Raw genomic sequence first — 1,666 nt, 5'->3', positions numbered from 1 at the left:
ACCGATGTCGTGCATGACGCTTTTTTTCAATACGTGTCGTTATTCGGTGCTTACGCCCTTTCCTGCTTACGATGATGGTGGACCGACGCAGGGCCTGATTCTGGCAAACTACACGGATGAATGTACAGACCTGGTGCCGTTGAAACGGTACTTTCCGAACTATCACGACCTGAGTATGGCTCAGCTACGGACATACTTTACCTGGCGGACCAAGCTCCGGCGGGGGGAGTTCATCAAGGTCAGCGGTTCCTATGCTTACCTGTACATCTATGAGTTGCTTAACAATATCGGAGTGATTCTCCGATAGCCGGTTTTCAAGCACTGATGGCGTTTCGTAACCGGTATGTGGACCAATTTCCTTCAAGGATGGGGGCTATCTGGGCCGGTGGCTGCAGGATTACGTGCTCTATTACCACCCGGACCACGAGTTAGTAAACCAGGCCTTTACTAACAAACTAGCGGCGGATCACGATTATCATGTCTTCCTCCACCCAACGGATTACAGCGTAGATGACCTGGTTGCGGTATTCCAGCGGCACGCGACCAGTCGGCTCTACCAGAAGTCAGCGACGCACTTTGCGGCCTTGCTGAAGGTAATTTGGCAGGCAGTGGTGATGCGGGAGCTAAATACTTTAACTACTATGCCGCTAGTCAGCAGATGACGACCAACTGGAACAGACGGAGCGTGGTGACCTGATTGTCGGGATGGCTAGGGTCGTCAACAACTTCAAATTCTACGCGGTCTTCCAGGAAAACGAGGAATTCAGTGTCCATGCCGGATCCGAGGAACTGGGGACGATTGTCAAGCCGTCACCGGTCGGGGAATAAGATTGCGATCGCTGGCCGGGGCTGGGTGGTCGAGGGCATCACCCGTCAACGTCACCAGGGTTACTGCTACGGTGTCTTCGGCCGAATTCCTGTCTACTTCGGTGATGTGGCCGGGGACATCCATCCCAAGATCCTGGCCCGGATGTGCGCCGGCCGGCATGGGGAACAGAAGAAGTAAAGAACAGGTCTCGTGAGGGCTTTCTTCACTTCTTTTAATTTTTCCCTTGCGTTTGGCGGAGGGAGTTGATATACTATTATGCGTCGGTAAATTGCTGACTTAGCTCAGTTGGCAGAGCACCTCACTAGTAATGAGGAGGTCGGAGGTTCGAGCCCTCTAGTCAGCATAATTAAAACTTACAAAGTTTATTAATCCTTGATATATCAACGTTCTGCGCAGGTATATCAAGGATTATTTCTTGCAATCTGCCTTATAAATTAAACATATGTTTAAGGTTAGTAGCAATAATGTGATGCGCCGTTTTATCAGTGAATAATTTGATAACTTCCTTACTATTGTATTCATATTCAAGATAATCTTTGAGTTTCCCACGCATTGTAACGTATTTAGCATTACTGTTACGAAGATCAATGATTTTGTTTTCGTACTGATCAAATCGCTTTCTGACATAATCTTCAATATTCTTATATTGTCTTGTAATACTTTTATCAATTGCGCGAATTTCATAGTTATCTAATGTTACTTTAAACGCATAGTTGTCGCGCTTGATACTGTTTGACAAATTCTTTCGAATATATTTAATTACCGGTTCTTTAGAAGAGATGTAAGCACCGAATAACGACACGTATTGAAAAAAAGCGTCATGCACGACATCGGTTT

General features: G+C 46.6%; 3 protein-coding genes, 1 tRNA gene and 1 pseudogene. 4 read left to right on the top strand and 1 reads right to left on the bottom strand.

Going from position 1 to position 1,666, the window contains the following annotated elements:
• Window positions 1-46 precede the first annotated feature (46 nt).
• The 4 genes and pseudogenes from FD34_RS03790 to FD34_RS03775 all read left to right on the top strand — a co-directional run bounded on the left by FD34_RS03790 (window position 47) and on the right by FD34_RS03775 (window position 1,172).
• On the top strand, window positions 47-307 hold the full coding sequence (locus FD34_RS03790; RefSeq protein WP_162255394.1) for a TerB N-terminal domain-containing protein: 261 nt from the start codon (window positions 47-49) through the stop codon (window positions 305-307).
• A gap of 94 nt (window positions 308-401) precedes the next feature.
• On the top strand, window positions 402-662 hold the full coding sequence (locus FD34_RS03785) for a hypothetical protein (RefSeq protein WP_057806913.1): 261 nt from the start codon (window positions 402-404) through the stop codon (window positions 660-662).
• 1 nt (window position 663) lies between these two features.
• Window positions 664-973: pseudogene (locus FD34_RS08365) on the top strand (DEAD/DEAH box helicase); the annotation flags it as partial.
• 126 nt (window positions 974-1,099) lie between these two features.
• A tRNA-Thr gene (locus tag FD34_RS03775) sits at window positions 1,100-1,172 on the top strand.
• Between the two features lie 84 nt (window positions 1,173-1,256).
• On the opposite strand, the gene FD34_RS08765 is transcribed toward FD34_RS03775, so the two are convergent.
• Window positions 1,257-1,666, bottom strand: a 410-nt coding sequence (locus FD34_RS08765) for a hypothetical protein (protein WP_235805984.1), incomplete at its 5' end; no start/stop codon positions are given.

It is taken from the genome of Limosilactobacillus pontis DSM 8475 (assembly GCF_001435345.1).
GTDB lineage: Bacteria > Bacillota > Bacilli > Lactobacillales > Lactobacillaceae > Limosilactobacillus > Limosilactobacillus pontis.
Note: the sequence above shows the minus strand (reverse complement) of the source record. Positions and strands in the feature narration are given on the sequence as shown.